The organism is Kurthia huakuii LAM0618, from assembly GCF_000505545.1.
Taxonomy (GTDB): Bacteria; Bacillota; Bacilli; order Bacillales_A; family Planococcaceae; genus Kurthia; species Kurthia huakuii.
The window spans coordinates 313,507-339,111 of the sequence record NZ_AYTB01000008.1; the positions used below are offsets into that span (position 1 = coordinate 313,507).

The 25,605-nt window shown below is 42.1% G+C and carries 22 protein-coding genes and 1 other annotated feature; of the genes, 3 read left to right on the top strand and 19 right to left on the bottom strand.

What is annotated here, in order from left to right; all coding sequences use genetic code 11:
- Nucleotides 1–51 precede the first annotated feature (51 nt).
- The 7 genes from V514_RS0105950 to V514_RS0105980 all read right to left on the bottom strand — a co-directional run bounded on the left by V514_RS0105950 (nt 52) and on the right by V514_RS0105980 (nt 9,702).
- Nucleotides 52–1,590 (bottom strand): 2-isopropylmalate synthase, encoded by a 1,539-nt coding sequence (locus V514_RS0105950; protein WP_029498962.1) that lies wholly within the window; start codon nt 1,588–1,590, stop codon nt 52–54.
- A 1-nt stretch (nt 1,591) separates the two neighbouring features.
- The gene (gene ilvC / locus V514_RS0105955) at nt 1,592–2,608 is read right to left on the bottom strand and encodes a ketol-acid reductoisomerase (RefSeq protein WP_029498964.1); all 1,017 of its coding nucleotides are present in this window, start codon (nt 2,606–2,608) and stop codon (nt 1,592–1,594) included.
- Nucleotides 2,609–2,653: 45 nt separating this feature from the next.
- Nucleotides 2,654–3,169: an acetolactate synthase small subunit gene (gene ilvN / locus V514_RS0105960; protein WP_029498965.1), complete on the bottom strand. Its 516-nt coding sequence runs from the start codon at nt 3,167–3,169 to the stop codon at nt 2,654–2,656.
- Nucleotides 3,166–4,917 carry a biosynthetic-type acetolactate synthase large subunit gene (gene ilvB / locus V514_RS0105965; RefSeq protein ID WP_029498966.1) on the bottom strand — a complete coding sequence of 584 codons (1,752 nt, stop codon included), beginning with the start codon at nt 4,915–4,917 and terminating at the stop codon, nt 3,166–3,168. The genes ilvN and ilvB overlap by 4 nt, the downstream gene beginning before the upstream one ends.
- Nucleotides 4,918–4,999: 82 nt before the next feature.
- Nucleotides 5,000–5,245: a binding site (T-box leader), on the bottom strand.
- 24 nt (nt 5,246–5,269) lie between these two features.
- The gene (gene ilvD / locus V514_RS0105970; RefSeq protein ID WP_029498967.1) at nt 5,270–6,937 is read right to left on the bottom strand and encodes a dihydroxy-acid dehydratase; all 1,668 of its coding nucleotides are present in this window, start codon (nt 6,935–6,937) and stop codon (nt 5,270–5,272) included.
- A 312-nt stretch (nt 6,938–7,249) separates the two neighbouring features.
- Complete coding sequence (locus tag V514_RS0105975) at nt 7,250–8,542, bottom strand: D-arabinono-1,4-lactone oxidase (RefSeq protein WP_029498968.1); 1,293 nt, start codon at nt 8,540–8,542, stop codon at nt 7,250–7,252.
- The gene (locus tag V514_RS0105980) at nt 8,530–9,702 is read right to left on the bottom strand and encodes an alanine racemase (RefSeq protein ID WP_029498969.1); all 1,173 of its coding nucleotides are present in this window, start codon (nt 9,700–9,702) and stop codon (nt 8,530–8,532) included. Before V514_RS0105980 ends, V514_RS0105975 begins: the two co-directional genes overlap by 13 nt.
- A 387-nt stretch (nt 9,703–10,089) precedes the next feature.
- On the opposite strand from V514_RS0105980, the gene V514_RS0105990 reads away from it, so the two are divergent.
- Nucleotides 10,090–10,638: a cysteine hydrolase family protein gene (locus V514_RS0105990; RefSeq protein WP_029498970.1), complete on the top strand. Its 549-nt coding sequence runs from the start codon at nt 10,090–10,092 to the stop codon at nt 10,636–10,638.
- A 42-nt stretch (nt 10,639–10,680) separates the two neighbouring features.
- Here V514_RS0105990 and V514_RS0105995 read toward each other — a convergent pair whose 3' ends face one another.
- Nucleotides 10,681–12,069, bottom strand: coding sequence for an MFS transporter (locus V514_RS0105995; protein ID WP_029498971.1), 1,389 nt, complete (start codon nt 12,067–12,069; stop codon nt 10,681–10,683).
- Nucleotides 12,070–12,215: 146 nt separating this feature from the next.
- Here V514_RS0105995 and mscL point away from each other — a divergent pair, with 146 nt between their 5' ends.
- Entirely contained in the window at nt 12,216–12,596 is a 381-nt protein-coding gene (gene mscL / locus V514_RS0106000) for a large conductance mechanosensitive channel protein MscL (protein WP_029498972.1), read from the top strand.
- Between the two features lie 83 nt (nt 12,597–12,679).
- On the opposite strand, the gene V514_RS0106005 is transcribed toward mscL, so the two are convergent.
- The 8 genes from V514_RS0106005 to V514_RS0106040 form a co-directional block, all read right to left on the bottom strand.
- Complete coding sequence (locus V514_RS0106005) at nt 12,680–13,285, bottom strand: hypothetical protein (protein WP_029498973.1); 606 nt, start codon at nt 13,283–13,285, stop codon at nt 12,680–12,682.
- Between the two features lie 124 nt (nt 13,286–13,409).
- On the bottom strand, nt 13,410–13,910 hold the full coding sequence (locus tag V514_RS18865) for a CcdC family protein (RefSeq protein WP_081715003.1): 501 nt from the start codon (nt 13,908–13,910) through the stop codon (nt 13,410–13,412).
- An 18-nt stretch (nt 13,911–13,928) separates the two neighbouring features.
- Nucleotides 13,929–14,291 (bottom strand): response regulator, encoded by a 363-nt coding sequence (locus V514_RS0106015; protein ID WP_029498975.1) that lies wholly within the window; start codon nt 14,289–14,291, stop codon nt 13,929–13,931.
- Between the two features lie 56 nt (nt 14,292–14,347).
- Nucleotides 14,348–15,052 carry a cytochrome c biogenesis CcdA family protein gene (locus V514_RS0106020; protein WP_029498976.1) on the bottom strand — a complete coding sequence of 235 codons (705 nt, stop codon included), beginning with the start codon at nt 15,050–15,052 and terminating at the stop codon, nt 14,348–14,350.
- Nucleotides 15,053–15,272: 220 nt separating this feature from the next.
- Entirely contained in the window at nt 15,273–16,646 is a 1,374-nt protein-coding gene (gene argH / locus V514_RS0106025) for an argininosuccinate lyase (protein ID WP_029498977.1), read from the bottom strand.
- Nucleotides 16,646–17,854: an argininosuccinate synthase gene (locus V514_RS0106030; RefSeq protein WP_029498978.1), complete on the bottom strand. Its 1,209-nt coding sequence runs from the start codon at nt 17,852–17,854 to the stop codon at nt 16,646–16,648. The genes argH and V514_RS0106030 overlap by 1 nt, the downstream gene beginning before the upstream one ends.
- A 281-nt stretch (nt 17,855–18,135) precedes the next feature.
- Complete coding sequence (locus V514_RS0106035) at nt 18,136–18,882, bottom strand: SDR family NAD(P)-dependent oxidoreductase (RefSeq protein ID WP_029498979.1); 747 nt, start codon at nt 18,880–18,882, stop codon at nt 18,136–18,138.
- Complete coding sequence (locus tag V514_RS0106040) at nt 18,869–19,816, bottom strand: MBL fold metallo-hydrolase (RefSeq protein WP_029498981.1); 948 nt, start codon at nt 19,814–19,816, stop codon at nt 18,869–18,871. Before V514_RS0106040 ends, V514_RS0106035 begins: the two co-directional genes overlap by 14 nt.
- Nucleotides 19,817–20,177: 361 nt before the next feature.
- Between V514_RS0106040 and proC the strand changes: the two genes are divergently transcribed.
- Entirely contained in the window at nt 20,178–20,984 is an 807-nt protein-coding gene (gene proC, locus V514_RS0106045) for a pyrroline-5-carboxylate reductase (RefSeq protein WP_029498983.1), read from the top strand.
- Nucleotides 20,985–21,031: 47 nt separating this feature from the next.
- On the opposite strand, the gene V514_RS0106050 is transcribed toward proC, so the two are convergent.
- The 3 genes from V514_RS0106050 to V514_RS0106060 all read right to left on the bottom strand — a co-directional run bounded on the left by V514_RS0106050 (nt 21,032) and on the right by V514_RS0106060 (nt 25,544).
- Nucleotides 21,032–21,223: a hypothetical protein gene (locus V514_RS0106050; RefSeq protein ID WP_029498984.1), complete on the bottom strand. Its 192-nt coding sequence runs from the start codon at nt 21,221–21,223 to the stop codon at nt 21,032–21,034.
- A 98-nt stretch (nt 21,224–21,321) separates the two neighbouring features.
- The gene (locus tag V514_RS0106055; RefSeq protein ID WP_029498985.1) at nt 21,322–24,390 is read right to left on the bottom strand and encodes an AAA family ATPase; all 3,069 of its coding nucleotides are present in this window, start codon (nt 24,388–24,390) and stop codon (nt 21,322–21,324) included.
- The gene (locus V514_RS0106060) at nt 24,390–25,544 is read right to left on the bottom strand and encodes an exonuclease SbcCD subunit D (protein WP_029498986.1); all 1,155 of its coding nucleotides are present in this window, start codon (nt 25,542–25,544) and stop codon (nt 24,390–24,392) included. The genes V514_RS0106055 and V514_RS0106060 overlap by 1 nt, the downstream gene beginning before the upstream one ends.
- Nucleotides 25,545–25,605: the final 61 nt, after the last annotated feature.

A 25,605-nucleotide genomic window follows, 5' to 3' on the forward strand; every position in this document is an offset into this window, starting at 1 on the left:
AAACAATATGTAATAGATGAGACTGCCTCAAATGAGACAGTCTCAAAGTAGTTATGCTAATTCTTTGGCGCGTAATTGCGCTTGAATAATTTCACGATTAATCGCATCAAGATACGCTTCAGCAGAAGCTTTTAACACATCTTGTGCTGCATCGCGTCCGCGGTATGTGCCGCCTTTATACGCGATATTAATAACCGCTTCACCAAGTGCATCGCGACCTGAGCCGACAGATGACACGCGGTAGTCTAAAATTTTCACCGATTCTTCAACAAGCTTTTCTAGCGTATTGAAAATCGCTTCAACCGAACCTGAACCCGTAGAAGCAACGGTTACTTCTTCACCCGAAGGTTTTGTCGCACGTACCGTAGCAGTCGGAATGTTTTCCGTACCGTATTGTACTTGCACTGATTGTAGTCTATAAAGTGGAATGTCCGCTGTTTCAAGCGTTTCATCCGTTAATAGCGTCAATAAATCTTCTTCGGTAATTTCTTTTTTCTTATCTGCTAGTTCTTTGAATGCGACGAACGCTTTTTGCAAACGTTCATCGTCTAATTCAAAGCCAAGCTCAATCGCACGATCCTTAAAGGCATGGCGACCTGAGTGTTTACCTAGCACAAGCGGCACTTTATTTTCACCGACAAGTTCCGGTGTAATGATCTCGTATGTTTCTGGATTTTTCAGCACGCCATCTTGGTGAATACCTGACTCATGAGCAAAGGCATTTTTCCCAACGATTGCTTTGTTTGGCTGAACAGGAGAACCTGTTAATTTACTAACAAGGCGCGACGTACGTGTAATCTCAGAAAGATTAAGACCCGTCTCCACTTGATACAAATCATTGCGGATGTGTAAGGCAACGCCAATTTCTTCAAGCGCTGCATTCCCAGCACGTTCGCCAATACCATTAATGGTACATTCTACTTGACGTGCACCGTTTTCAATCGCTGCAATCGAGTTCGCTACAGCCATTCCTAAATCATCATGACAATGAGATGAGAATTTGACTAAATCGCTGTTTGGAATTTCTTCAATCAAGTATTTGAACAATGCGCCGTACTCCGCAGGACTTGCATAACCAACCGTATCTGGTACGTTGATTGTTGTCGCACCTGCTTTAATGACTTCATCCATAATGCGAACTAAAAATTCGCGATCTGAACGAAAGGCATCTTCTGCAGACCATTGAACAAGTGGGAAAAACTTCTTCGCATACTTCACAGCAGCAACACTTGCTTCAATAACTTCTTCAGGTGTTTTATTCAATTTATATTTCATGTGAATTGGACTCGTCGCAAGGAACACATGGATATGAGGGTTTTCAGCATGTTTAAGTGCTTCCCATGTCACATCAATATCTTTTTGCATCGCACGAGCTAACCCTGTAACAGTCGAATTTTTCACTGTTGTTGCGATACGTGATACAGCTTCAAAATCGCCAGGTGATGAAGCGGGGAAACCTGCTTCAATAATCGATACACCTAGACGTTCTAGCTGCTTCGCAATTTCAAGTTTTTCTCCGGTATTTAAGTTGATACCAGCTGACTGTTCTCCATCACGAAGGGTTGTATCAAAGATATCAATCTTCGTCATATTATTTACCTACTACTTCAGCAGAAGCTTTTTGACCTACGAATGGCATCATTTCACGTAATTTGGCGCCAACTTTTTCGATTTGGTGATCTTTCACTGCTTGTTTTTTCGCAGTGTATTTTGGACGGTTTGTTTCATTTTCTTGAATCCATTCACGTGCGAATGTACCGTTTTGGATGTCTGTTAATACATCTTTCATTGCTGCTTTTGATTCAGCTGTTACAACGCGTGGACCTGAAACATATTCGCCCCATTCAGCTGTATCTGATACTGAATAGTTCATGTTTTCGATACCGCCTTCGTACATTAGGTCAACGATTAATTTTAATTCGTGGAAACATTCGAAGTAAGCGATTTCTGGTTGGTAACCTGCTTCAACTAACGTTTCGAAACCAGCTTTTACTAGTTCTACTGCGCCACCGCAAAGTACCGCTTGCTCACCGAATAAATCTGTTTCTGTTTCTTCTTTGAATGTTGTTTCAAGAACGCCTGCACGAGCTGCGCCGATTCCTTTAGAATAAGCAAGTGCTAAATCTTTTGCTTGACCAGTAGCATCTTGATAGACAGCGATTAAACCTGGTACACCAGCGCCAGCTTGATACGTACGACGTACTAAGTGACCAGGGCCTTTTGGAGCGATTAGGAATACGTCAACATCAGCAGGTGCTACGATTTGTTCGAAGTGGATGTTGAAACCGTGAGCGAATACTAGCGCGTTACCAGCTACTAAACCTGGTGCGATTTCCGCTTCGTATACTGCTTTTTGTGTTTCGTCTGGAAGAAGAACCATGATTACATCTGCTTCTTTTGCAGCTTCTGCTACTGATTTTACGTCTAAGCCATCATTTTTCGCACGATCTGCAGAGTTACCTGGGCGGATACCGATACGTACATCGAAACCAGATTCTTTTAAGTTAAGTGCGTGTGCATGACCTTGTGAACCGTAACCGATTACTGCGATTTTTTTACCTTCTAATACTTTCTCGTTGATATCTTGATTGTAATACATTTGTGCCATAATTCTTTTCCCCCTAATTAATTGAATGTTTTTTTGTCTGTTTTTTTATTGTAAAAGCGATAGTTGTGTCTTCTGCTGAAGTTGCGAATCACGAACGAACGCTGTAACACCAGTACGTGTTAATTCTTTAATGCCATATGGCTTCACAAGCTCGATAAAGGCATCGATTTTTTCAGGTGAACCGACTACTTGGTACGTCACGACATTTTTACCGATGTCGATGACTTGACCGCGGAACGGCTCAACGATGGAGTTAATTTCACCGCGTAAATTCGGTGGCGCTACAACTTTGATTAACGCTAACTCACGAATAACCGTTGATTTATCAGTGATATCATTCACTTTAATGACATCGATTTGTTTTGATAATTGCTTAACTAACTGTTCAATCTTACGTTCATCTTCTACATTAACGATGAATGTCATTTTTGAAATGCCAGGTTGTTCTGTATGGCCTACTGTGATGCTTTCAATGTTGAATTGACGCTTCATTAATAGACCCGTTACGCGGTTTAATACGCCGCTTTGATTGATTACCGTTACCGTAATGATACGTTTCATTCTTTTTCCACTCCAATCATCTCAGCTAGCCCTGCACCTGGTGCAACCATTGGTGTCACAAGTTCTAGTTGTTTTACGCGGCAGTCGACTAAGACTGGCCCATCATATGCTAATGCTTCTTGTAATTGCGCTTTCGCTGTAGCTGGATCATCAATAACATATCCTTTTACATCGTAAGCTTCTGCTAATTTTAAGAAGTCTGGTTGTACAGGCATTAGTGATGAAGAGTAGCGTTCATCATAAAATGACTCTTGCCATTGTCGTACCATACCTAGACAAGCATTGTTTAGCATGATGACTTTTACCGGCAAGTTGAATTCTTGTAATAACCCTAATTCTTGTAGCGTCATTTGGAATCCTGCATCGCCGACGATTGAAATAACTTGCTCATCTGGGAAAGCAAATTGTGCTCCGATGGCAGCTGGGAAACCGAATCCCATCGTACCAAGTCCACCGGATGTTACCCAACGATGATCTTTTTTGAATGAGAAGTATTGCGCAGCGAACATTTGGTGTTGACCAACATCGGTTGTGACGATTGCTTCACCATTCGTTAATTCATTCACCGCTTTTAATACTTGTTGCGGTAATAACGCGCCTTCTGCATCTTCTTCATACCAATATGGATATTGCGTACGCCAGTCATTCATTTGTGTTGTCCACTCAGAAAAATCAGCTGTTTCAAAATCTTGTTTTAATAACGCTTTTAATGCTTCTTTCGCATCGGATACGATTGGAACATCAGTCGGTACATTTTTACCGATTTCTGCTGGATCGACATCAATATGGATGATTTTAGCATTTTGTGCAAATTTCGATAAATTACCTGTTAAGCGGTCATCGAAGCGTGCACCGATATTTAATAGTACATCAGCTTCTGAAATCCCCATATTTGATGCGTATGTGCCGTGCATCCCAGCCATGCCGTAGAAGTTTTCATGGTTGTTGTCGATTGTACCAAGACCTAGTAACGTGTTGACTACCGGTAAGTTGTGTCGCTCAATAAAGTCATTAAATTCTTTTTTTGCATCAGCTGCGAGTACGCCTGCACCAGCAAGAATGATTGGTTTTTTCGCTGTTTTTAATAGTTCGATCGCTTTTTTGATTTGTAAATAGTTTGGACGAAGTGTTGGTTGATACCCTGGTAAATTGATTGGTTCATCCACATACGCCTCGCTATCAAAGATCGCATTGGCAATATTTTTTGGGAAATCGACAACTACGGGACCTTTACGGCCTGTATTGGCGATATGGAATGCTTCTTTAATGATGCGCGGTACATCTTGCACATCTTTGATTTGATAATTATGTTTTGTGATTGGTTGTGTGATGCCAATGATGTCAGCTTCTTGGAAAGCGTCTGTGCCGACAACTGTTGTGGCCACTTGACCAGTGAATACTACTAATGGAAGGGAATCCATCATCGCATCCGTGATACCTGTAACTAGGTTTGTCGCTCCTGGGCCTGACGTAGCAATGACGACGCCCGGTCTCCCTGTCACACGAGCATAGCCCTCCGCTGCGTGGATTGCCCCTTGCTCATGGCGCGCTAAAATGTGTTTAATTGGGTTGCGGTATAATGCATCATATAATGGTAATACTGCACCGCCTGGGTAACCGAAAATAATCTCAACATCTTGATTTTTCAGTGCTTCAATAAATACTTCTGCACCTGTTTTCGGTTTCGTCTGTTTTTCTTGCTCTTGTGCCTGTGTTGGATGATTTGCTAGTTCAAGTTCTGCGTTCATTCTTATGGCTCCTCCCTATTAAGTTAAATATTCACGAAAAAAAGTTTTCTCACGCCACGCAAAAATACATTGCTCTTCTTTGCGTAGGGATGAAAAAACTTTCATGGTACCACCCTGCTTCGCTATAAAGTCACCTTTATAACCTCATGAATAGACGAATCTATTCTTTTAGTAACGAGTGACGAGCACCCGGAATGACCTACTAGCACAAGGCGTTTAACCATTCACTCAGAGGGGATGTCAGAAATAGCTAGCTACTGATTCACACCGACCATCAGCTCTCTGGAAAGTCCACATCTATTTCCTTTTACCTCTTCAACGCTTTATATATTGAATTTTTAGAATTTTCTAGTTAGAATTTCATCGTACCGCCAGTTGAAGCGGATGTTACAAGGCTTGAATAACGTGCTAACCAACCTTTTTTGATTTTTGGTTCAAATGCAGGTAATGCTTGTGCGCGTTTTTCTAGCTCTTCATCTGATACTTCGACGTTAATTGTACGTGCCGGTAAATCGATTATAATGATGTCGCCATCGTTAATTAATGCGATTGGGCCACCTTCTGCTGCTTCTGGTGAAATGTGACCGATTGAGATACCACGAGAGGCACCGCTGAAACGACCATCTGTAATTAATGCCACTTCTTTCCCTAAGCCGCGACCTTGGATAGCTGACGTTGGTGCCAGCATTTCTGGCATCCCCGGGCCACCTTTAGGACCTTCATAGCGAATAACAACAACATGGCCTGCTTGCACCGTACCGTTATCGATTGCCGCTTGTGCATCATCTTGTGATTGGAAGCAAATCGCTTCACCGCGGAACGTTTGAATCGATGGATCGACAGCCCCTACTTTAATAACACTGCCATTAGGTGCGATGTTGCCGAATAAAATTGATAAGCCGCCAACTTTACTGTATGGATTATCTTTCGTACGGATAACATCGGTATTTGTAATTTCATCATTTGCGACGTTTTCACGAAGTGTTTTACCGGTCACCGTTATACGGTCTGGATGAATCGCACCTGGAATTTTTGTTAATTCGTTAATAATAGCAGAAATCCCACCTGATAAATGAATATCATGCATCGAGTAATTTGATGCTGGCATAATTTTTGCTAAATACGGTACGCGTTCTGCTACTGTATTAATATCGTTAATGTTGTAGTCAATTTCCGCCTCGTGTGCTAATGCTAGCGTATGAAGTACAGTATTTGTTGAACCACCCATCGCCATATCTAATGCGAATGCATCATCAATTGCTTCTTTTGTCACGATGTCGCGTGGTTTCACATCATTTTTAACCATATCAACTAAGTTACGTGCTGCTTGTTTAATTAGCTCGTGACGCTCTTTTGATGTCGCAACGATTGTCGCATTCCCTGGAACAGTTAAACCAACCATTTCCATTAATGAGTTCATCGAGTTCGCTGTGAACATCCCTGAACAAGAGCCGCATGTTGGACAAGCATTTTGCTCGATATCTAGTAATTCCGCTTCGCTCATGCGACCGCTTTTGTAAGCACCTACGCCTTCAAATACCGATGTAAGCGATAGTGGTTCTCCTTTAGATGAAACACCTGGCTCCATTGGGCCGCCTGTTACGAAGATGGATGGTACGTTTGTACGAACTGCCGCCATCAACATCCCTGGTGTGATTTTGTCACAGTTTGGAATGTAGAATACGCCATCAAACCAGTGTGCATTAATAACAGTTTCAGCGCTATCGGCGATTAATTCGCGTGATGGTAATGAATAACGCATACCAATGTGTCCCATCGCAATGCCATCATCTACACCAATTGTATTGAATTCGAATGGAATACCACCCGCTTCAATAATGGCTTGTTTTACAACTTTACCGAACTCTTGTAAGTGGACATGTCCGGGAATAATATCAATATAAGAGTTACAAATTCCGATGAACGGTTTGTCTAAATCTTTTGTTTTAACACCAGCCGCATAAAGTAGGCTTCGGTGAGGTGCACGATCGACACCTTTTTTAATCATATCACTACGCATTCACTACACCTCTTCTATATCTAAGTACGAAGCGTATCAGTTGCATCAAGTTACTTGACGGCTGCTACTTCTTATAAAATCTATAAACGTTTGACTGTGTTGCGTTTCAAATACGTTTATTAAATTGTTGTTATCATAGTATGTATACACCATGAAGTCAACAGTCTATTTAGAATTATCAGACAATTGTAAAAATTATCTTGTACATTAAAGCGTTTACAAGCGCATAATTACGCTTTTTTGCTCTTTTTTGAATTTTTCAAAAAAAATTTAAAAATCTTTCATGCAATATATCACATACGTCATTTCATGCTAAATGAGAATTTTCCTCATATATTCTGACATGAAAACGCCGTTAGGGTCGCATTGGTGACGCTGTGTTAGAAATATATCAATATCTGTATACAGTCGTTCAAGCTCACATCGCGTGTAACGATTCATTTTCCCAAAATGAGCGCGTCCATCGTATTTTCGTAGCAACTGGTCCATATAGCGGAAATAACGCTTATACGGCATCCCTTTATACATATGAAACGCAAAAAATGCGCTATCTTGCTGTTGTGTTGGACTAAGAATCCCCGCTTCGCCTCGTTGCGTACGACATTCAATCGGAAAATGCACATGAAAAAGCTCGCGCGACATCGTATAATGAAGCTCTTCTAAAAATGCTTCGAAATGGTGCAGCGGAATCGCATACTCACATTCTGCAAACTTTACTTGGCGCGGTGTTGCGAACACGCGATAGCTAACATCTTGTCGCGTACCAATTGGCACTGCTTTTGCTGAAATTTGGCTGACCGCTGTCGTAGCGCGCGGCATAACCTTACAAAGTGATGACATGCCTTGTAGGACCCGATTTTCGATAAAATGATCAAGCGCCTTTGTTGGCTTGCGTTCTAGTTGGTCATACGGCACCGCATTCATACATTTCAACTGCATTTGCTGCTGCCCTGGAAAGTAGTACCACTCCGCATGACGATTTGTTGTAACAATCTGTTGGAAGCTGTGTAACGTCTCTGCTACGGTCATACGCGATGATTCATAAGCTAGTCCATAGACCGGAACGACCTTGAGCGTAAGTTGCACGACAACGCCAAATAGCCCAAGACCAATATGCAGTGATGACGCGAGTGGGTCGTGACGCGTTACTTCGCGATAATGCCCAAGCCCGTCAACAAACCCCCAACGTACGACTTGGCTTGATAATGACCCAAGTGTGATACCAGTACCATGTGTACCAGTGCTTGTCGCTCCGGCAAGAGACTGCACGTCAATGTCGCCCATATTCGCAAGTGCGTAGCCATGCGCTTCTAACAATGGCCCCATTTCGTATAAATGTGTACCCGCCCAAAACGTCGCCTCATGCTTTTCTACGTTTAGATGAACTAAGCCACGCAGTCGCGTTAGGCTAACAGCGAGCTGATCTGGCTTAGCTACGCCGCTAAAAGAATGTCCTGCACCGATTGCACGAATCGTTTGTTGCTGCTTAACTGCTTGCTTCACAATGGTACAAACTTCGTCAATTGATGCAGGCTCATAAATCGTTGCTTGTGGTGTTGTAAATGTTTCGGCCCAATTTGACCATTTTTCTTCTATAGAAAACATTGTCCTTCCCCCCTGTAAGTTGTCATCGGTCCGACGTAGTCATCACCGCGGTAGGCATGCAATACTTGGAAGCGTTCGCATAATTCTCCTGCCTTCGCATGGCGCAACGTAATCGAGTCACCGATTGCGTAATGATTTTTTGGCATCGCAAGCGGCGTCTGTACTTCACCGGCTCCCTCTGTCGTATAAAAAGCTAATTCCTCATCTAGTAACACCGGCATTTTATCGTTGCCAACCGCACCGCTAGCGATATAACCGCCACCGTGCGCGACAATCGTTGTTTTTGATGGCTTGCGTGTGGCACGTAACGTATAACCCGCCGCGGCTTGAAACGGCATGTTGTCGTAATAATCGAACAAGCCCGGTCGATACAGGCCAGAACCAATTGTAATTTCACTCACTTCGTTACAAGCGGCACTATAATCCATACTTCCGGTACCCCCACCATTCACAAAGCGCAGTGGCCCATGTTTTGTCGTTAAATAACGCACTGCTTTTTGACGGCGCTGTTGTACGTCTTTTTTTGCGCGCTGTTGCAAGCGGCGAATGACCGCCCCCGTTGATTTATTCGCTGGACGGTCGCCTACACCCGCTAGTTGTGCATCGTATCCCATGAGTCCAACGATATAAATGTATGGACTCGGTAAAATAGCCGCGACAAAACGTTTAATATCGTTAGCATTGCTTAAACTCGAACGCCGCGTGCCAAAATACAATGCCGGATAATGTTGGGAGACATTTAAATCAATGCATAACGGCGCTGCGACTGCTTCTTCCTCCGCAAGCTGCTTTAAAAAATCGACTTGTTCGATTGCATCCACCATAAACGTAATATCTTTCCCTTCGCGAATAAACTTCATCAATTGACGGACACTTTTTTCTTCTAATGTCGGGTAGCCTAATAAAAAATGGTCAAAACCTTGTTCGCATAAATAGACCGTTTCAGCCGCCGTAAACGTCATCCACCCGGCAAAACGTTGGTCCACAGCACGCTCGATATAGCGCAATACATCCGTTGAGCGAATCGATTTTGTCGCAATACGAATCTCCTTGTCGCCGGTGCCGTGTATCATCGTTGTGATGTTCGCATCAAGTGCTTCGAGATCTAGCCAGGCATATGGATGTTCAAATGTGCGAAAAATAGTTGGGATTTTTTTCATCTTCTTTTCCTCCAAAAAAAAATCCCCTCATTGCGAAAGCACAAACATGCTGTCATGAGAGGATTCGTATTGTATTAACATCGTTACTATACATTCACACCCGGAATCAGTGATAAATCTAACGCCAAATTTAACATGACAAGCAGATGTAAGCCTGCTACTAAAAATCCGATTTTGTTATACTTCTTAATGGACATTTCATACATATTGATTCTCCACCTTTCTCTACATAACAACCATTTTTACTGCTTTATGATTATTATTTGTAAATATCATATACCTTGAAAATAGAAATCGCAAACACTTTTTGACGAAAATGTGACATTTTTTAAAAAGTAGACATTTTCAAACGACTTGCGTAGAGTGAATAGTGGAGGTGTTGACTAAATGGATAAAGCACTAGTAGTTATTGATTATACGAACGATTTTGTCGCAACAGATGGCGCGCTCACATGCGGGGCACCTGGGCAAGCGCTAGAACCTTATATTACAAAATTAACAACACAATTTATTGACGACGAACAATATGTCGTATTTGCCTGTGATTTACATGAAGAACAGGATCCGTATCACCCTGAAACGGCCTTATTCCCACCGCATAATATTCGCGACACAGCAGGTCGTAAGCTCTACGGTCGTTTACAAGACGTGTATGAAGCACATGCGACACTGAGTCATGTGAAATGGATGGATAAGACGCGCTATTCATCGTTTGCTGGGACCGAGCTATTTATACGGCTGCGTGAGCGCGGCATTCAAGAATTGCATTTAGTCGGCGTTTGCACCGATATTTGCGTGCTGCATACGGCGGTCGATGCGTATAATTTAGGTTTCCGTATTATCATTCATGAACAAGGCGTCGCAAGTTTTAATGACGCAGGCCATACATGGGCGCTCGAACATTTTAAACATTCATTAGGTGCTACCGTAAAATAACAAAAGCAGGAATTGCGTCAGACGCGCAACTCCTGCTTTTTATTATGTGTTCACCGGATCTTTTTTAATCGTTAATGCTAAAATAAATGCGATGACCGCAAAAACAACCGTACCGATATAAACGGCTTGTATACCCGTTGCAAACATTGCTGGTGACGTTGCGCTCGCACTTTGCGAAGCGCTCACACTCGCTACGGCGATGACATTAAAAATAACGCCATAAATAGCGGCTCCAAGCGATTGACTAAACGTATTCGTAAACGAATTTAAACCAGTCGCTAAACCGACATGCTCTTTTGCAACCGTTTTTTGTAGCGTAATAATTAACAGCGGTGCAATGCAACCCATGCCTAAACCAGTAAATGCTGTGGCACAAACGATAAACAATACCGATGTCTCATTCGTTAATTGGGCCATCATAACCGTTCCTAACATTAAGAACACCGTACCGCTAACGATAAAGTATTTATTGGCCATTTTACCGATAAAGAGGCCAATCCCCATTGCACCAAGCGTCCACATAAGTGACAGTGGCGTGAGCATGAGCCCTGCGACTGTCGCATTTTTGCCTAGTACGGTTTGTGCATACAATGGCACATAGGCCGACATCCCAATAACGATTGCCATCGTACAAAATGACAAAGTATTAATGGTCATTAAACGACGGTTTTTAAATAATTGCAGTGGAATCAGCGGTTCACTCACACGTAGTTCAACAGCGATAAAGGCAACAAAACATACGAGCACGGCTACGTAACATAGTACTTGCTGTTGCGTCCACCATGATCCGGTGTTGCTCCCTGTAATAATCGCATACATGAGCGCAAACGTCCCTGTCGCAAACAATGCGGCACCTGCATAGTCAATTTTGTGCTTCGTAACCGTGCGTTGCTCATCGTAATAGCGTGCAATAAAGTACACTGAGCCAATGGCAAATGGCACATTTAATAAGAAAATATAATGCCATGTTAATACATCAATTAAAAAACCACCGATCAGTGGTCCGATAACGCCGGCAACGCCCCATACCATACTAATATAACTTTGGCCTTGCGCACGTCCCTTCTCAGTATCAAACAATTCACTAACCATTGTCAGTGTAATTGGTAAAATTGACCCTGCACCAATCCCTTGAATGGCACGGAAAATAATTAACATCGTCATATTTTGCGATAGACCACATAACAACGAACCGACCGCAAATAATGTAATCCCGATAATAATCATTTTTTTGCGACCAAATAAATCGGCTAGCTTACCAAATAAAATGGCTGCAATCGCCGATGTTAATAAATAAGCAGAATAGATCCAACTAATTAGCTCGACGCCATCTAAGTCAGCTGTAATGCTCGGAATTGCCGTTGCCACAATAGTTCCTTCAATCGCAGCGAGCGCCGTCGCTAATAATATGGCCATAAAAACATAATTCATCTCGACACCTCCGCACTATATCATAGCGTAAAATTGTACCTTTTTCCTTATTTCGATTGATTTATTACAAAAATATTTGTCATTCATCCAATTTTAGGTATTATACAATTTGTCTACTAAATTTATAAAAAGGAGGTGCGTTATACGTGTGGAAAGAATTTAAAGAATTCGCTTTAAAAGGCAACGTTCTAGACCTTGCAATTGGTGTTGTTATCGGTACAGCATTCGGTAAAATCGTTACCTCATTAGTTGAAAACATCATTATGCCAGCCGTTGCATTATTAATTGGTAAAGTCGATGTTTCGGACTTAGCTTACAAAAGCATTAAATACGGTGCGTTTATTCAAAGCATAATTGACTTCGTGATTATTGCATTTTCTATCTTTATGTTTATTAAGATCGTTATGTCTATTGGAAACAAAATGCGCCGCCAAGAAGAAGTTGTCGAAGAAGTTCCTGCTGAAACACAAGAGGACGTTCTTAAAGACATTCGCGAATTATTACGTCAACAAAATGACCATAAATAATTGCTAACAGGAATCTCCATTTGGAGGTTCTTTTTAGTTACAAAAAAAGAACCGTGCCGACGCACGATTCTTTTTTTGAGCGATTATTCTTTTGAGACGTCCTCTGGAATTGATTTCGATGCTAACACTTTTTGTGTCTCATTATCTACGAAGTCAATCGTACTATTTGGCTCATCCCAACCTTCTAAAATTTGATACGTTGCAATCGAAATAGCAATCGCACCAAATACCGTTGGATCTTTTTGTTTATCAAATGTTTTGCTATCGACAAACACTTTTACATGCTCATACATATCATCGGTATCGACACCTTTAACCGATTCAATCGTTTTACCTTCTGCTAATGCTTTTAGTGCACCGATAATCCCACTATTAATCTTTTGGCTTTGCTCCGCCATATTTTTTTCAGACATCGTAAACTTCGTTGTCTTATCGCCGACTTCTGTATGCTCAATCGCAGCTGGATCGATTTCACTTGATGCATTTTCACGATTTAAATAAAGGTTCGGAATGACAAAAACTTTGTTCATTGTATCATCTGATGATGTTGGTGAAGATGCTTCTGTTTGTTGTTCCGTTGCTTGTTTTGCTGCCTCTTTCTCTTCTGTCGTACCGGTCATATTACTATTACATGCCGCTAATGACAACGACAATACACCCGTTGCTACAAGTAAAAGCCCTTTTTTCATAATTCAATCACTCTTCCTTACTCATTCTATAGTCTCACCTATTCTAGCATACTTAGTTAAAAAAATAGCGTATTCCCGCAAAACGAAAAAAACCTGTCACAAGTTATGACAGGTTTCTCCACAATTACGCTAGTTTTAATTGTTTTTCAAGTTTCTTAAATTGCACGAGCATCGCTAGGCGCCATGGCAATAACATCGAAAAGGCTAATAAGAAGAAAATACCGCCGAGTTCGCCTAAATGAATCGTACCACCTAAATAAACTTTTGCAACCGTACGGAAAATCAATAAGCCGACTAACACAAAAATAAATGCTTTTGACGGTTTTAAATAAATATCATGCTCAATAATTTCAAATTTTGATGTTTTAATTAAAATAAGCGAACATAAGACGCCAACAATCACGGTTAACATTAAATGCTCGATCGGTAAACGGAAGTACGGAAATACATACATCAGTGCGCCCGATGACATCGCAATTGGCGGAATCATTATTTTTTTCACAGTTGCCGGTTTTTTTGCTGATTTTGCACGAACAAGCATCGCGGTCACACCCATAAACACGACGACAACTGTTGATGCAATCACCCAAAACTGCGTTGGGATTTCTTTTATAAAGTCTAGCACATCAATCTCTTCTTTCTACTATACGTTTATATGCTGTTGCAACATCGCTAGCAGCTTTTGTGCGGTAAACGGCTTTGTCATAAAGTCTGTTGCACCATTTTCAAGCGCCCGAATGACATTTTTTTGTTGTCCAGCTGCTGTAATAATTACAATCTTGGCATCAGGAAATTCCTGACAAATTTCCTTCGTTGCTTCTAAGCCATTTTTAATTGGCATCGTAATATCCATCGTTACGACATCGGGCTGATGCGTACGATAAAGCGTTACTGCATCCTCGCCGTTATCGGCCTCTGCCACAACGGTAAACCCATGTCCATCAATCATTCGCTTAATCGTTTCGCGAATAAAAAGTGTATCATCAACAATTAAAATCTTTTTCACGTCATCACCTCTAATTAACAACCTACACTATAATTGTTTTCATCGTAAAAAGCGAGTTAAAACCCCGTAAAATCGCCAAAAATCGGTGTAAATAATTGATTTAATTTACTTAGTTGATCGAAGAAAATAAGCACACCCATCGCGATCATCACATAGCCACCAACTTTTACAACGCGCTGCATATGACGCTTTAAAAAACCGATTTTCGGCAAGAAAAATGCCATACTTAAAAACGGTAGCGCAAAGCCAAGTACGTACAACATCATATAGCCAACCGCACTAGATGGATTTGTACTACCTAATAAGAAAATACTTGCTAAAATCGGGCCTGTGCACGGCGTCCAACCAGCCGCAAATACGAAACCAATAATAGCCGAACCGAGATAACCGGTTGGGCGGCGCTTTAATTCCAATTTGCGTTCCTTCATTAAAAAGCTCGGCGTAAAAATACCGGCTACAACAAGTCCAAACACAACAATTAAAATACCGCCGAGTTGGCGAATCAGCTCATCATATTGAATAAAGAGCACACGAATAAACGATGTACTAAAGCCTAGCACGATAAAAATGATTGAAAATCCTAAAAGAAAAGCAATCGTATGTAACATCGCCTGTTTTTGACGAATGCCCCCTGCCGCGAGCTGCGTCGTTGAAACGCCCGTTATATACGATAAAAACGCCGGATATAACGGCAGCGTACACGGTGAAATAAAACTTAAAAATCCTGCTGCAAAAGCGAAAAAATACGTTAAATCTGTCACACAAATGCCCCCTATCTTCAATTCATTTTACCTTAAAATTATGTACAAACTATGAAATCTAGTTAAACGACATGAGGCTACTATTCATGTTACGGCAAAGCGTGCGAAATTACTATAAAAAAAACGAACACCCCTCTGGATGTTCGTTTTTCGGAGCATATGTATGTTCCTATGTTTGGATTGGCATCCCCTCTGTGATACGTTCTCCATGCTATTGTTATTAACGTAATGCTTTTGCTTTATCTAATTGGATTTTCACTTGATCGAAACCTGTTCCGCCAAGAGAGTGACGACGTTTCACCGCAGCTTCTGGCGCTAATACATCGTACACATCTGCTTCGATTAACGCGCTACCTTCTTGCATATCAGCAAGCGTTAAGTCTAATAAGTAAATGCCACGTTTAATACATGTGAACACTAGTTTTCCTGTCACTTCATGCGCCTCGCGGAATGGCATACCTTTTGCAGCTAAGTAATCTGCAAGTTCTGTCGCATTGGAGAAGTCATTATGCACCGCTTTATGCAATACATTTTTGTTGACGGTCATCGTACGAACCATACCTTCGAAGATTTTTAATGAACCGACAATTGTGTGTAATGTGTCAAACATGCCTTCTTTATCTTCTTGCATATCTTTGTTATAGGCTAATGGAATACCTTTTAATACTGTTAGTAAACCCATTAAATTACCATACGTACGACCTGCTTTACCACGAATCAATTCCGCCATATCAGGGTTTTTCTTCTGTGGCATAATACTTGAGCCTGTTGAGAATGAATCATCTAGGTCGATAAATTTGAATTCATCTGTTGACCATAAAATGATTTCTTCAGCAAAGCGTGATAAATGGGCCATCATTAATGAACCATTTGATAAAAATTCGACGATGAAATCACGATCACTTACGGCGTCAATTGAGTTTTGATACACATTTGAGAAGCCAAGTAATTTGGCACTTAATTCACGATCGATTGGGAAAGTTGTCCCTGCTAATGCACCTGCACCAAGTGGTGAGATATCAATGCGTTTTAGCGATTCCATAAAGCGTTGTTTATCGCGCTCTAACATCCAGAAGTACGTCATTAAGTGATGCGCAAATGAAATAGGTTGCGCACGTTGTAAATGCGTATAGCCTGGTGCGAGTGTCTCGACGTTGTCTTCCGCTTGTGCGATGATAGCATCTTGCAAGTTTTCGATTAACGCGATGACTTCTACAACACGTTTTTTAAGGAATAGGTGCATATCCGTTGCGACTTGGTCATTACGGCTACGTCCTGTGTGTAATTTACCGCCAACAGGTCCTACTAAATCTGTTAACATTTTTTCAAGGTTTAAGTGAATATCTTCATTCTCCACTTTAAACTCTAATTCGTTGTTGTCTGCTTTGATTTTTAATTGTTCAAGGCCGCCTTTGATTGCCTCTACTTCATCGGCTTTTAAAATACCACATTCGCCAAGCATCGTTACGTGAGCAATGCTGCCCTCGATATCTTCTGTAACGAGTTGTTGATCAAAGCCAATTGAAGCGCCAAATTCATCTACCCAAGCTTCGGCAGATTTTTGGAAGCGACCGCCCCATGCTTTTCCGCTCATTAGTTGTTACCTACTTTTTTACCGTTCACGATTGCGTTCACTTTTGTTGGAAGACCCCATAATTCGATGAAACCTACTGCTGAGTTGTGGTTGAACTCATCATCTTTTGTATAAGTTGCTAATTTTTCATCATATAAAGAGTTTGGTGATTTACGTCCTTCAACAATCGCGTGACCTTTGAATAGGCGTACGCGTACTGTACCGTTAACGTATTGTTGTGTGTTTTTAATGAACGCTTCGATTGATTCACGTAATGGAGAGAACCATAAACCGTTATAAATAAGCTCTGTTAATTGTTTTTCAACAACTGGTTTGAAGTGCGCTAATTCTTTTACTAATGTTAAATCTTCTAATTCTTTGTGTGCGATTAATAATGTATGTGCACCTGGGATTTCGTATACTTCACGAGATTTAATCCCTACAAGACGGTTTTCGATGTGGTCGATACGGCCAACACCGTGTTTACCAGCAAGCTCGTTTAATTTTAAAATCATGTCAGATAGTTTGTAGTCAACGCCATCTAGTTTTGTTGGTACACCGGCTACGAATTCAATTTCGATAACGTCTGCTTCGTCTGGCGCGTCTTCGATTTCAACTGTTAAGTCGTAAGCATCTTTCGGTGGTTTTGCCCAAGGGTCTTCTAAAATACCACATTCGTTCGCACGGCCCCATAAGTTTTGGTCGATTGAGAATGGAGAGTCTAAATTAATTGGAATCGGAATATTACGTTCTTTCGCATATTCGATTTCTTCTTCACGGCTCCAGCCCCATTCACGTACAGGTGCTAATACTTCTAAATCTGGGTTTAATGCGTTGAATGCTACTTCGAAACGAACTTGGTCATTCCCTTTACCAGTACAACCATGTGCTACAGCAGTAGCGCCTGTTTGCTCAGCGATTTCAACTAATTTTTTAGCGATTAATGGACGAGATAATGCGGATACTAATGGATATTTTTGTTCGTACCAAGTGTGACCTTGTAGAGACATTAATGCGAAGTCATCTGCGAATTCGTCTTTTGCATCGATTACGAATGATTCAACAGCACCTACTGTAAGTGCTTTTTCTTGCACGTGTTTAAGGTCTTTTCCTTCACCAACGTCTAAGCAACAAGCTACGACTTCGTAACCTTGTTCTTGTAACCATGTAATTGCAACTGATGTATCTAAACCGCCTGAATAGGCAAGTACTACTTTTTTGTTTGTCATAATGTATTCCTCCAAAGCTGTAATGTGTATTTGTATGTTTATGCGTTTGTCTTTAATATTTATGCACTAATAATAGCATGCTATTTTTATAAGTGCAAGTGTATTTTTATAAATTTTTTCGAAAAACTTAATTTTATGTCAAAAGTTCTTAAATACTAAGTAAATCAATGATTCAAACGAGAATTTTCATTCATTTCTTTTTAGATGAATTATTTTTATACAGTGAAAATGCATAAAAAAGAGTTTTTATACATTTTCACTGTATAAAAACTCACTTTTAGTTATTTCCTATTAAATAGTGGTTTGCCAATTTTTTCGACTAACGTTGGCGATATTGCGTACAATTTACTTGAAATGCCCATATACCATGGCAAATTCACTTCGCGTTTACGTGTTTTAATTGTATGAATTGCGGCCTTCGCGACGTCTTCTGGCAACAACAATACATTTTTCATCACCGTACGATACGCATTCGTTGCATCGGCATGGTCGAGAAATGGTGTATCAATCGGCCCTGGGTGGATGACTGATACGGCGATTTTTTGTGGTGCCAACTCCATGCGTAGCGCATTCGTATACCCGATAAGCGCATGTTTAGTTGCGGCATACATGCTCGCTTTTGGCGTGGCAACCTTCCCTGCTTGTGAGCCCATAAAAATAAATTGCCCGCGCTCATTCATATGCGGCAACAGTTCGCGTACGAGAATTGCTGGCGTGGCGACATTTAATTGAATCATGTCATCGATTGCCGCATCGTTTAAATTTGCGGCATATTCAAATGTGCCAATACCGGCATTAATAATCGCCACATCAAGTTGTGGCAATTGCGTAACAAGGCGTTTTAGTGCTACGCGGTTTGTTAAATCTGCTTGAATCGTTTCAACGTGCTGCTTTTTTAATTGCTGCAATCTCACTTCATTACGCCCCGTTGCAATGACGCGATGTCCTAGCTTGTGTAATTGCATCGCGATTTCAAAGCCTACACCCGATGTGGCGCCGGTTACTAAAATCGTTTTAAACTTGTTCATAGCGCGCAACCCCCTTGTCGTCAATCGTACGTGTTACAAGCCCTTGTTGCTCTAAATAATCAAGTTGTCCTAATGTTGATGACAGCGTTAAACCGAGCTCGACTTGCATTTTCGTCGGGTAAAAGCGCTGCGTTATTTCAAATACCGATAACGGCGCATCAATGAGTGCATAGGCACGCATCGCACGTTGATGTTGCTTTTCTAGGCGAATAGCGACCAGTTCCGTTGAATTTGTAATGATGTTGCCATGACCGGCATAAACGCGCGCTAAATCATACGACGCTAATTTTTTTAATGATGCATTGTATTGCAATTGCGATTTTGGTCGTAGCCCTGTCATGCCCATCGGTACTTCAACAAGTGGATTAGAAGCAACAAAATCAATGAGTAAATCGCCACCAAAGGCGTAACTCGCTCGTTCATCAACAAACATGAAATGACTTTGCGCATGTCCTAATGTTTCGACCGCTATTAAATTCGCATGTCCTGGTACGGTGTCGCCATCGCGTAATATAGTAGAAAGTGGCGTTGTCCCCATATAATCCGCTTCACGAATCATCTTCTCAACCCAGCGATTGTACAACTCTGGCACGCCCTCTTCGGCTAATTGTTGTTTATAAAATACACGTTGATAGTCAAAAAAAGCTTTATCGCGGCGCAGCCAATAGTCGTTGTATGCATGCCCAACAATCGCCGCGTTTTTAAAAGCATCGGTCCAGCCAATATGATCAGGATGGTGATGTGTTAAAATCACTTGCTCAACATCCTCAAAACGATAATTTTGCGCTTTTAAGCCCGCTTCTAGTGCTTCGTATGCAGCGGGAATTTTCGTGCCCACGTCAACGATTGACAGCACATCCCCTTTTATTAAAAATGAATTGGCCGTACCGACTCCAAATGGCGTTGGCGTTTCAATGCGAATAATTTCATCCATAATCCAAGTCCCCCTTATGTCCCTACATTCCTATCATACCCGTTTTTATGAAACGCGTCATTTTCTGATTATTCTAAAATTTTATATTGACTTTCCTTTATCATTATGCTTATAATCATCACATATATAGTAAGGCACTGACGAAGATTAGTACAATATAAACTTCTCTAAAGAGAGCATCTACTAGCGCTGTGAATGATGTGTGAAGTTGTATTCGAACCTACTTTCGAGCCGCTATGCAAACATAGCCGTTCCCTTAGCGATAATAAGGATTGTTTTCAAGGTGGTACCGCGAATAAAACATATTCGTCCTCTAGGATGGGTATGTTTTTCTTTTTGCATAAAACGAGGAGGAATAAACATGAAAAATATTTTATTTATTGGCGCTGGCTCAATGGCTGAAGCGATTATTCATGGCTTAACAGCGCAAAATGTCATTGACGCTGACCATATTTTTGTCACAAACAAATCAAATGAAGCGAAACTACAACAGTTGCATGAAGCCTATGGTGTGTCGGCAACCTACGAGTTAGCGACTGCTTTACAACAAGCTGATTTAGTCGTCTTAGCAATGAAACCGAAAGATGTGACGGCCGCGCTTACCCAAGTAGCGGCGCACATTCCCGCAAATACACCGGTGTTATCGGTTGTTGCCGGATACGCAATGGCATCGATTGAACAGCTAGTAGGTGCGCGACCACTTGCGCGTATTATGCCCAATACATCGGCTCAAATTGCACTTAGCACAACCGGTGTTGCCTACAATGCCGCTGTCGATCGTGCGACAAAAGACGAAATCACCACACTATTACAATCAATCGGTACGGTAATTGAAGTCGAAGAAGATCAACTTCATGCCGTCACAGCTATTTCAGGCAGTGGCCCAGCGTACTTCTATTATGTCGTTGAAGCAATGAAAGAAGCCGGTTTAACATATGGCTTAGATGAACAAACGGTGAAACAATTAGTTGTTGAAACGATGGCCGGTGCATCTGAAATGTTAAAGCGCGTAGATGAAGAGCCACAATTACTACGCAAAAAAATTACAAGCCCTGGTGGAACGACCGAAGCGGGTGTGAATGCGCTTAAAAAATTCCATGTAAAAGAAGCGTTCACAACGTGTATTGCAGACGCTGAAGCGAAATCGCGCGAATTGGCCAATAGTTAAACGAAAAAAGAGGCAAGGACCTGAACGTCCTCGCCTCTTTTTGTATATTATTTTTTCTTTTTTAATGATTTCATGCGGAATGTAAACAATGCCAAAATCAAGAAAAAAATCATCAGTCCAAAATAAATTTTGTCATAGTTTGTTTGTTCAATCGCCGTGTTGGACGCTGCGAATGCAGGATTACTTGCCAATACAACAAACAGCATCACAGTTGCTAGTGCTGCCACGAATTTTTTCATAGTACCTATTGCTCCTCAAAACGACAAGCTGCGCCGCTTTTTATTTATTGCGTTGCTATTTATCATACGCATTTCAATTTTACAAGTCAAGCAAGCACCTACTCAATATGGAATGTCGTATGACTATAACCTTCGCGCATTTTTTTCACTTCAAGCACGGCAGGAATCGCTTCTTTTAACCCGGCAACATGCGAAATGACGCCAATCATGCGCCCGGATTTTTGCAATTCAATGAGCGTATCAATCGCCTTTGCAAGCGCCTCTTCATCCAATGTGCCAAACCCTTCATCAATAAACATCGTATCAATTTCCACTTGACCACGATAACTTTGAATAATATCGCTAATGCCAAGTGCTAAACATAATGCCGCATTAAACTTTTCACCGCCGGACATCGTTTTTACGTCGCGCGTTTGACCTGTATAAGCATCGTAAATATCAAGGCCAAGACCACTTTGTTTCCCATGTGATTCAAGGCGTTCACTACGTTGTAATAAAAATTGCCCATTTGACAGCGGCTGTAGACGTTCATTCGCCGCCTCAATAATTTGCTCTAAATATTCGATTTGCAAATAACGCTCAAATGACATCCGTTGCTCATTGTTGCCTCGCAATAAATCATAAAGTGCCATAATGTGCGTCGCGCGTCGTTCAAGCGCGTCAATCTCATCCACCTGTGCGCGGAGTTGTTCGATAAGCGTCGCCGCATGTTTAGCGTATTGCTGTGCTTGTTGCCACGCCGCTAACAATTGTTCATAACGTAAACGCGCGTCGTGTAATTTATCATCAATTGCTTGCACATCAACGGGTTGCTTGTTTGCCAAATGCGCACGTTTATCACACGCTTGTGTTGTCGCATACAATTGTTGCGCAAACGCCTCGAGTTGTTGACGCAGTTGCGGCAGTTGCGGAATATATTGCTTCATCTCGCTATAATGTTGGCCATTTTCAAAATCCGCCAACACACGCTCTTTGAATTTTTGCTGAGCCTCAGCGAGATTTTTTACGGCTTCATCAATTTGCACCATTAAATGCGCGCGATTATTTTCTGTTAGTTTCAACGTTTGCGTCGCTTGTTCAAGTTGTTGACGCGCTGTTTCAAACTGTTGCTCTAACTGCGTTTTCTGATGCTCAACATCGCTTAAATACGCCACTAACTCGGCTTTCGTCGCATATTGCGGTGGCAGTTGTTGTTGTTGCTCCTCTAATAGGACGGTATTTGTGCGAAGTTGTTGCTCACTCGCCATTAATTGTTCTTTTAATGCTTGATGTTGCTGTTCAAATTGCACACATTGTTGCTCTAATTGTTGCAATGTTATTTGTTGTTGTGCCGCTTGTTGTTGCGCCTGCAGCCGTTTTTCGAGTTGCACTTTACTTTGTTCATAGCGTTCATCTGTATACACGACCGTACTATCTATCGCTAATACTTCACAACTAGCTTGTGCTTCGACTAATTGTTGCTTGGCAAGTTGCCACTCACGCTCTGTACTGTAATAAGCACGTTGTTGTTGTTCATAATGCGCACGCTGTGATTCGAGCAGTTGTTCATCCACATCATCACGTAACGTTACCGGATGCGTATGATGCGTCGAACCACAGACCGGGCAAGCCTCGCCATCGACGAGTTCCTGCGCTAATAAGTACGCTTGATTTTGAAGCCACATTTGACGCGTTGCCTCGTATTGTTGCTGTGCTTCATATTGCTGTTGTTGCGCTTGTTGCATCGTTTGTGCGAGCGTCTGCACTTGCGTTGTTAGTTGTGCGACGCGGCGGTAGGCAGTCACTTTCTTTTCTTCTTCAAATACGCGCTGTTGCCATGTCGGCAGCTCACGAATCGCTTGTAACGTGTCATCATAGCGATTTTTTTGTGTTTGGAATGTGCCCACCGCTACTTGCTGCGCCGCCGTTATCTCGGTCAGTTGCTGACGTTGTTGCTCGGCAAGCTGTGTGAATTGTTGCTGTTGGCGCTTTGATTCATCTACGCGTTCATACATCGCAACAAGCGGCTGCCATGTGCGGAGTGCCTGTTCGAGCGCAGGTACTTGCGCTTTCGCTGTCATTTTTTGCTCATATTGCGCCGTATGCTGTTCGTGCTGCATACGCGCGGTGTGCAGTTGTTTCTCAAGTGCCGGCACGCGCTGTTCGAGTGCTTTTTTATGTTGATTTAACGTATGAAATTGCTCATCATATGGCGCTAAACGCTGTGCTTTTTCAGCGTAATCATAGCGCTGAGAAAGCTTGTCGATATCCGGCTGTTGCTGTTTTAAGCGTTCGAGTTCGACCACAAGCTGCTCGTATTCTGCTAACTCGGCATTGTAACGATTTGCCGTTGCGCGCTCCTGTTGAAGTGCGCTATGTTGTGCAGTCGCCTGTTCATAGGCTTGTTGCTGCGCCGGTAGTTGTGCCGTATAAGCGCGTTCTTCCTGTTCGAGCGCATCGACTAAGCGCTGTGCTCCGATGTATTCTGCCGCGAGTACTTCTGCTAGCGCACTGTCATCGCGAATCGGTAATGATTGATGAATCGTGCGTATTGTATGCTGTTGTAAATCTTCAGCTCGCTGCAAGGCTTGCTGTGCCTCGTTGCGTTTATCTTTTAAACGCGTCACGATATCATCGTATTTCATCGTCTTAAAAATTTTACGCAAAATTTCTTCTTTATTGGCTGTCGTTGAAGTCAGTAGTTTTTGAAATTCCCCTTGTGGCAACATCACAATTTGTTTAAATTGCTCTTTTGTTAAGCCTAATAATGCTTTGATTTTTTCGCTGACGTCAGTCGCTTTTTGTTGGTCAACTAAAGGTTTGTCGCCTTCATCGGTCACTTCATACAATTCGACTTTGCCCGGTGTTTCTGATTTATTCGTTGCTTTTTTATAGGGCAATTGACGATAAACGCGGTACGTACGACCTTTCATCGCAAACAGTAATTCGACCGAAGTCGGCAGCGCATCATCTGCGAAATGACTGCGTAGCCCCTTAATATCACTACGATCCTCGCCACTCGCCGCACCATAAAGCGCATAAAAAATGCCATCAAAAATCGTCGTTTTCCCCGCACCGGTCGTACCCGAAATAACGAATAGTTTCCGGTCACCAAGCGCACGAAAATCGATTGTTTCACAGTCTTTGTACGGACCAAATGCCGTCATTTTTAGTTCTAATGGTTGCATTACTTTGTCCCTCCTTGTCGTTCATTACGCAATTGCTCGGCAAGTAGTTCCTCAAATAATGCGAGCGTTTCTTCTGGTACTTCCCCCGGCAGCATCTCGCCATAAAATGCTTTAAATAACGCCACATCATCCATTTGGCGGCGCGATGGTGTTTGTTGACGGTCCGCAGTATGAATAATCGTTTGACGTTCGACGTGCATCGCATTTTTATAAACGGTGCGAATTTTTTCCATTGGCGATAAAATCGGTTGTTCATCTAATAATGTCACAAAAACATAATCATCGCTTGGCTCCATCACTAAAATATCGGCCATATACGCTTTCACGCGGCGCATATCACGCAGCGGTACAAGCTCTTTTTTCGTAACCGTCGTATCATTCGCCGTCAATTCGGCGATTAAATACCCTTTGTTATGCGTTTCTTCTGAAATCGAGTATTTAAGTGGCGACCCCGCATAGCGAATCGTGTCGCTGCCAACAAAATGCGCGCGGTGCAAATGCCCAAAAGCCGCATAATCAAACGCTTCAAACAATGCCGAGTCAATGCATTCTGACCCACCGATTGCTAATGGGCGTTCCCCTTCGCTATCTTTTTCTGCCTCTACACCACCCTTTGTCACAAACGCATGCCCAATAAAGACGTTTCGTGCATCGTGAGCCATACGTGCTGTAATCGATGCGATGATCGCTGCCATTGCTTGTTGATGTGTGCGAATCGTCTCATCGCCAAACAAGTAGCGTACTTCCGATGGGTCCATAAACGGCACAAGCCAAAAATGAACGTCCCCAAACGCATCTTTTAATACGACTGGCTCCTGCTCTGGCGTCCATCGACCGGACATATAAAAACCACTATCGCTCATTAATGATGTCGCAAAATCAATGCGACTCGCACTGTCATGGTTTCCAGCGATTGCTAACACCGGAATTTGACGCTCTATAACGAGTTTTTGCAGCACGTCATCTAACAATTGAATCGCTTCAGTCGGTGGTACAGAACGATCATATAAATCTCCAGCAATAATCATAACGTCTGGCTTTTCCTCGTCAATCTGTGCGATTAATTGTTCTAAAATATAGCGTTGGTCATCGGTCATATACACCGATTGTACGAGCTTCCCTAAATGCCAATCGGCCGTATGTAAAATTTTCATCATTACCCCTCCTCGAATGTTTGTTCTTACACATATTATAGCAACAAAAAAAAGATAGCAC